The 6,750-nt window shown below is 66.9% G+C and carries 6 protein-coding genes; 2 read left to right on the top strand and 4 right to left on the bottom strand.

Annotated features, from left to right (window positions below):
- The 3 genes from JWN21_RS13375 to JWN21_RS13385 all read right to left on the bottom strand — a co-directional run.
- The coding region (locus tag JWN21_RS13375) for a hypothetical protein (RefSeq protein WP_299651143.1) at nt 1-229 on the bottom strand (229 nt) is incomplete at its 3' end.
- 156 nt (nt 230-385) lie between these two features.
- Entirely contained in the window at nt 386-4,558 is a 4,173-nt protein-coding gene (rpoB, locus tag JWN21_RS13380; RefSeq protein ID WP_299651146.1) for a DNA-directed RNA polymerase subunit beta, read from the bottom strand.
- 254 nt (nt 4,559-4,812) lie between these two features.
- Nucleotides 4,813-5,142, bottom strand: a complete 330-nt coding sequence (locus JWN21_RS13385; RefSeq protein WP_299651149.1) for a hypothetical protein — start codon at nt 5,140-5,142, stop codon at nt 4,813-4,815.
- 10 nt (nt 5,143-5,152) lie between these two features.
- Between JWN21_RS13385 and JWN21_RS13390 the strand changes: the two genes are divergently transcribed.
- Nucleotides 5,153-5,929: a hypothetical protein gene (locus JWN21_RS13390; RefSeq protein ID WP_299651151.1), complete on the top strand. Its 777-nt coding sequence runs from the start codon at nt 5,153-5,155 to the stop codon at nt 5,927-5,929.
- Between the two features lie 72 nt (nt 5,930-6,001).
- The gene (locus tag JWN21_RS13395) at nt 6,002-6,376 is read left to right on the top strand and encodes a hypothetical protein (RefSeq protein WP_299651154.1); all 375 of its coding nucleotides are present in this window, start codon (nt 6,002-6,004) and stop codon (nt 6,374-6,376) included.
- Between the two features lie 260 nt (nt 6,377-6,636).
- On the opposite strand, the gene JWN21_RS13400 is transcribed toward JWN21_RS13395, so the two are convergent.
- A partial coding sequence (locus JWN21_RS13400; RefSeq protein WP_299651157.1) for a ribosomal protein L7/L12 occupies nt 6,637-6,750 on the bottom strand: 114 nt, incomplete at its 5' end.

Here is a 6,750-nt window from a genome sequence, read left to right on the forward strand (position 1 = left end):
GCTTGTACTTGCCGCACAGGCACTCATAGTCCTTGATCGGACCAAAGATGCGCGCGCAGAACAGGCCGTCACGCTCGGGCTTGAACGTGCGATAGTTGATGGTCTCGGGCTTCTTGATCTCGCCGAACGACCAGGAACGGATCTTGTCGGGCGATGCGATGCCGATCTGGATCTGGTCGAACGTCTCGGCCTTGGCGACCGGATTGGCGAAGGGAGTCATGTCGTTCATGGGGATGAACCTTTCTGAATTTCTTTTCCCTCTCCCGCGTGCAGGAGAGGGTGGCCGAGCGTAGCGAGGTCGGGTGAGGATATGTCTGGCAGGTCAGGCCCTCACCCTGGCGCTTGCGCGCCTGTCCCTCTCCCGCTTTGCGGGAGAGGGTAGGGATCACTCCGCCGCGATCGCCAGTCCGTCCTCGTCGACCTCGGATGTCTTGAGGTCGACGTTGAGGCCCAGCGAGCGCATTTCCTTGACGAGCACGTTGAAGCTCTCGGGGATGCCGGCCTCGAACGTGTCGTCGCCCTTGACGATCGCCTCGTACACCTTGGTGCGCCCGACCACGTCGTCGGACTTCACCGTCAGCATCTCCTGCAACGTGTAGGCGGCGCCGTAGGCCTGCAAGGCCCAGACCTCCATCTCGCCGAACCGCTGCCCGCCGAACTGCGCCTTGCCGCCCAGGGGCTGCTGCGTGACCAGCGAGTACGGCCCGATCGAGCGCGCGTGGATCTTGTCGTCGACCAGATGGTGCAGCTTGAGCATGTAGATGATGCCCACCGTCACCTTGCGATCGAACATCTCGCCCGTGCGGCCGTCGAACAGATCGGACTGACCAGAGCTGTCGAGCCCGGCCAGCGCCAGCATGTCGGTGACGTCCTTCTCGACCGCGCCGTCGAACACCGGGGTGCCCATCGGCACGCCCGCGCGCAGGTTCTGCGCCAGCTCGACGATCTCGTCGCCGGTGCGCGAGTTGATGTCGTCGAGATAATGCTCGCCATAGACGACGCGCAACCGCTCCCGCACCGCGTCGGGCATCGCGCCCGGCTTGGCATCGGGATTGGCCTCGCGCCACTCGTCCAGCGCGCCCGCGATCTGCTGACCCAGACCACGCGCGGCCCAGCCCAGATGCGTCTCGAAGATCTGCCCGACATTCATGCGCGACGGCACGCCGAGCGGATTGAGCACCAGGTCGACCGGCGTCCCATCGGCGAGGAACGGCATGTCCTCGGCCGGCAGGATGCGGCTGATCACGCCCTTGTTGCCGTGACGGCCGGCCATCTTGTCGCCCGGCTGCAGCTTGCGCTTCACCGCGACGAACACCTTGACCATCTTGAGCACGCCTGGCGGCAGCTCGTCGCCACGCTCCAGCTTCTCGCGGCGATCCTGGAACTTGTCGACGATCACCTTCACGGCGTCGTCATACTGGACCTTGACGGCCTCCAGGTTGGTCTGCGTCGCGTCGTCCTGAACGGCGAACTTCCACCATTCGTGCTTATCGACGCCGTCGAGCAGGTCCATGTCGATCTTCGCGCCCTTCTTCAGGCCCTTCGGAACGGCGGTGGCGGTCTGGTCGAGCAGCATCTCGCGCAGGCGGCTCCACGTCGCGCGATTGAGGATCGTACGCTCGTCGTCGCTGTCCTTCTTCAGGCGCTCGATCTCCTCGCGCTCGATCGCCATCGCGCGCTCGTCCTTGTCGATGCCGTGGCGGTTGAACACGCGCACGTCGACGACCGTTCCCGACACGCCCGGCGGCAGGCGCAGCGACGTGTCGCGCACGTCCGATGCCTTTTCGCCGAAGATGGCGCGGAGCAGCTTCTCCTCCGGCGTCATCGGGCTCTCGCCCTTGGGCGTGATCTTGCCGGCGAGGATATCGCCCGGCTCGACCTCGGCACCGATATACACGATGCCCGCCTCGTCGAGGTTGCGCAGTGCTTCCTCGCCGACGTTCGGGATATCGCGCGTGATGTCCTCCGGCCCGAGCTTGGTGTCACGGGCCATGACCTCGAACTCGTCGATGTGGATCGACGTGAACACGTCGTCCTTCACGATCCGCTCGGAGATGAGGATCGAATCCTCGTAGTTATACCCGTTCCACGGCATGAACGCGACGAGCGCGTTGCGCCCCAGCGCCAGCTCGCCGAACTCGGTCGACGGACCGTCGGCGATCACGTCGCCCGCGTCGACCGCGTCGCCGACCTTTACCAGCGGGCGCTGGTTGATGCAGGTCGACTGGTTCGAACGCTGGAATTTCATCAGCGTGTAGATGTCGACGCCCGACTTGCCGGCATCGACGTCACCCGTCGCGCGCACCACGATGCGCGCCGCGTCGACCTGGTCGACGATGCCCGCGCGCTTGGCGGAGATCGCCGCGCCGGAGTCCCGCGCGACCGTCTCTTCCATGCCCGTGCCGACGAACGGCGCCTCGGCCTGGACCAGCGGCACCGCCTGGCGCTGCATGTTCGAACCCATCAGCGCGCGGTTGGCGTCATCATTCTCCAGGAACGGGATCAGCGACGCCGCGACCGACACCAGCTGCTTCGGCGACACGTCCATCAGCGTCACCGTGTCCGGCAGCGCGTTCAGGAACTCGCCCGCCTGACGCGACGAGACCAGCTCCTCGGTGAAACGACCTTCGCCGTCGAGCTCGGCCGAAGCCTGCGCGATCGTGTGCTTGGCCTCTTCCATCGCCGACAGATAGACCACGTCCTGCGTGACCTTGTGATCGATGACCTTGCGGTACGGCGTCTCGATGAAGCCGTACTTGTTGACCCGGCTGAAGCTCGCGAGCGAGTTGATCAGGCCGATGTTCGGACCTTCCGGCGTCTCGATCGGGCAGATGCGGCCGTAATGCGTCGGATGAACGTCGCGCACTTCGAAGCCAGCCCTCTCACGGGTAAGCCCGCCCGGCCCGAGCGCCGACACGCGGCGCTTGTGCGTCACTTCGGATAGCGGGTTGGTCTGATCCATGAACTGCGACAGCTGCGACGAGCCGAAGAACTCGCGCACCGCGGCAACCGCAGGCTTGGCGTTGATCAAGTCGTTGGGCATCACCGTCGACACGTCGACCGAGCTCATGCGCTCCTTGACCGCCCGCTCCATGCGCAACAGGCCGACGCGATACTGGTTCTCCAGCAGCTCGCCGACCGAACGCACCCGGCGGTTGCCGAGGTTGTCGATGTCGTCGATCTCGCCCTTGCCGTCCTTCAGGCCGACCAGCGTCTTGACGACCTCCAGGATGTCCTCGGAACGCAGCGTCGTCACCGTGTCCTCGACGTCGAGGCCCAGGCGCATGTTGAGCTTGACGCGACCGACCGCCGACAGGTCGTAGCGATCGGGATCGAAGAACAGCCCGCCGAACAGCGACTCCGCCGTCTCCAGCGTCGGCGGCTCGCCGGGGCGCATGACGCGATAGATGTCGCTCAGCGCCTGCTCGCGCTCCTCGGCCTTGTCCGCCTTCAGCGTGTTGCGAATCCACGGGCCCGTCGAGACATGGTCGATGTCGAGCAGCTCGATGCGCTCGATCCCCGCCTTGTCGAGCATCTCCAGATTCTCGGCGGTGATCTCGTCGCCGGCTTCGACGTAGATTTCGCCGGTCCCCTCGTTGATAAGGTCATAGGCGGAATAGCGGCCGAAGATTTCGTCGGTCGGGATCAGCAGATCGGTAAGGCCGTCCTTGGCCGACTTGTTCGCGGCGCGCGGCGAAATCTTCTGGCCCTGGGCGAAGACGATCTCGCCCGACTTGGCGTCGACGATGTCGAACATCGGCTTGACGCCACGCCAGTTCTCGGCGGCGAACGGGATGATCCAGCCGCCCTGGCCGCGCACATAGGTGACGCGGTTGTAGAAGTAGTTGAGGATCTGCTCGCCCGTCATGCCCAGCGCATAGAGCAGCGCGGTGACCGGCAGCTTGCGCTTGCGATCGATGCGAACGTTGACGATGTCCTTGGCGTCGAACTCGAAGTCCAGCCACGAGCCGCGATACGGAATCACGCGCGCCGCGAACAGATACTTGCCTGATGCGTGCGTCTTGCCGCGATCATGGTCGAACAGTACGCCCGGCGACCGGTGCATCTGCGACACGATGACGCGCTCGGTACCGTTGATGAAGAAGGTGCCGTTGCCCGTCATGAGCGGCATGTCGCCCATGTAGACGTCCTGCTCCTTGATATCGATGACCGACTTGGCCTCGGTATCCGGATCGACCTCGAACGCGGTCAGGCGCAGCGTGACGCGCATCGGTGCCGCATAGGTGATGCCGCGCTGGCGGCATTCTTCCACGTCGAACTTGGGCGGCTCGAGGACGTAATCGTCGAAATCGAGATAGGCGGTGCCCGCGAAATCCTGGATCGGGAACACACTGCGCAGCGTCTTCTCCAGACCGGACACATGGCCGGTGCTCTTGTCCGAGCGCAGGAACTGCTCATAGCTCTCGCGCTGCACCTCGATCAGGTTCGGCATCTGCACGACTTCGTGGATGTTGCCGAACACCTTGCGGATACGCCGCTTGGCCGTGGTGGTCCGCGCGGAACGGGCGCTGCCCGCATCGATCGCCTTGGTCGCCATGGGTTTTTACTTGCCTTGATAGCCAGAATCTGGACGCAGGAAGACCAGAACGCGAAAAGGCCGATCGCATTAATGCGTCGGCTCCCGGCGTGCTGATGACCAGCGGCTTCCTATTCGTACGGGGCGCTGCGCGACGGCACCCCATGTCCCGAAAGCCATGGTGAGCACAGGAGATAGGGGGAGGGGAAGAAACTGTCAACGCTGCGCGGACGCCGCCTCTCCTCCGCGACGATGGACGCATCCGGTCTCCTCGCTTACAGCCCGCGGTCCATGACTCGTACCTGTCTACTCGGCGCCTCCCTGCTCGCGCTCGCCGCCGCCGCGCCGGCGCAGATCATTCCCGTGCCGCTCGACAACAGCAGCATTGCGACGCCGACGCCCACGCCGGCCCCCACCGCCGCGGCGACCCCTGCGCCGACGCCGACGCCGACACCGCTGCCGACTGCGAGGCCCACGCCCACGCCCACGCCGGTCCCGACAGCAACGCCGACGCCGACCCGCACGTCGCCGGTGGCGCCAACTCCCGCTCCCAGCCCGACCTCGACCGCAGCTGCGCCCGTCGACGAGCCGACGCCCGAGGCCACGCCAACGGCCGTGCCCGTACCCGCCGCAACCGTCGCGCCAGCGCCGATCGAGACCGTCGTCCTTCCGCAGGAGCGTCGCGAAGCGCCGCTATGGCCGTGGCTGCTAGGCGCCGGATTGCTGGGGGGCCTCGCCTGGGTGCTGCTGCGTCGCCGCTTCGAACCCGCCGTGGAGGAAGAGGTCGCGCTCGATCCCGAACCCGAACCGCCCGTGGCGCCCGAGCCGGTCCCCGCCGCCCCGGCACCAGCATTCTTCGAGCGCGGCGCGCCCGCGTCAGCCACGCTCGCCGGCCGCGCGCGGCTCACGGTCGATGTTCGCCCGACCCGCGCCGGTCTCAACCTGCTGACCGCCACAGTCGAGGCGGAGATCACCGTCACCAACACCGGTGACGGGCCCGCAGCCGACATCCGCGCCGCCGTCGCACTGCTCAGCGCGGGCGGCGAGCACGCGGCGGCGCTCGCGCAGTTCAACGCCGCGCCCGTGACCCGTCCGGTCGCGCCGCCGTTCACCCTCGCACCCGGCGCCCAGCACCGCTTTCGCGCCGTCGCCGCGCTGCCGCACGCGCAGATCCAGCCGCTGGAGGCGGCCGGCCGACCGATCTTCGTGCCACTCGTCGCCGTCACGCTGCGCCACCGTGACGGAGCCGGCGACCACCGCACCTCGCAGGGCTGGGGCGTGGGCGTGGTGCGCGCCGACTCGCCCAAGCTCGCCCCGTTCTGGCTGGACGTGCCGCCCCGCAATTACGAAGCGGTCGCGGCACGCGCCCAGGGGCCGGTGCGGGAGGAGTAACTCCGCGCGCGGTTCCGAGGTCTCGGCACACGAACCCTTCTAAAGGCTGTACCTTTCAGCCATCTGATGGGAGTGGCGGCGATCTGCGGCGTCCAGGGCAAGATGATGGCGGATCTGGACTCGCTTGCCGGCGTCCAGACCGGCTCCGTCGCTCACTATGCCAAGCTGGCGGGGGTGGCGCTCGCGCGCAGTGGGGGGATGGCGCTGTTCCGGCTGGGCGTCGCCCAGCTCTTGAAGATCTGGCCCGGTGCCGGTGACCTCGCCGCCGCGGCGCTCAGCGGCGGCGTCGCGGCCGGTATCACGCAAGCACTCGGCCACGCTTATTGGCTCGGCGCGAAACACCTCGCCCGATCGGGCGAGACGATCGGAGAAGCGGACTTCAGCGCCGAATTCGAGCGCGCCATGGCCATGCCGCCGCCGACCGCGACGGCACAAGCCGCGGCCTGAGGGAGGGCACTGAGAGCAAGGCGGCGCATGTTGCTGGCGGGGGAGGGCAACCCTCCGCCGTGTCGCTTGACCCGCCATCCGAGGTGGAGCCGGGTGGATGACAAGAAAAGGGCGGCTCCGCCGAAACGGTGCCGCCCTTCCTGGCGTGGACGTCACTGGAGTAAATCCCGTGACGTCGGACGGGTTCGCTGACGCGACCCGCCTGCCGGCTTTGCGGGAGTGCGGATTAGCGGTGGCTAATCCGTCTCTCCCGCTTCAGCTCACTTGACCTCGACGGTCGCGCCGGCTGCTTCCAGCTGGGCCTTCAGCTTGGCGGCCTCGTCCTTGGACACGCCTTCCTTGACGGCCTTGGGTGCCGACTCGACCAGCGTCTT

Source organism: Sphingomonas bacterium (assembly GCF_028292945.1).
Lineage (GTDB): Bacteria > Pseudomonadota > Alphaproteobacteria > Sphingomonadales > Sphingomonadaceae > Sphingomonas.

Excerpts from the sequence above, each read along its gene's own strand:
- rpoB (WP_299651146.1), bottom strand. The coding sequence starts at position 4,558 with ATGGCGACCAAGGCGATCGATGCGGGCAGCGCCCGTTCCGCGCGGACC.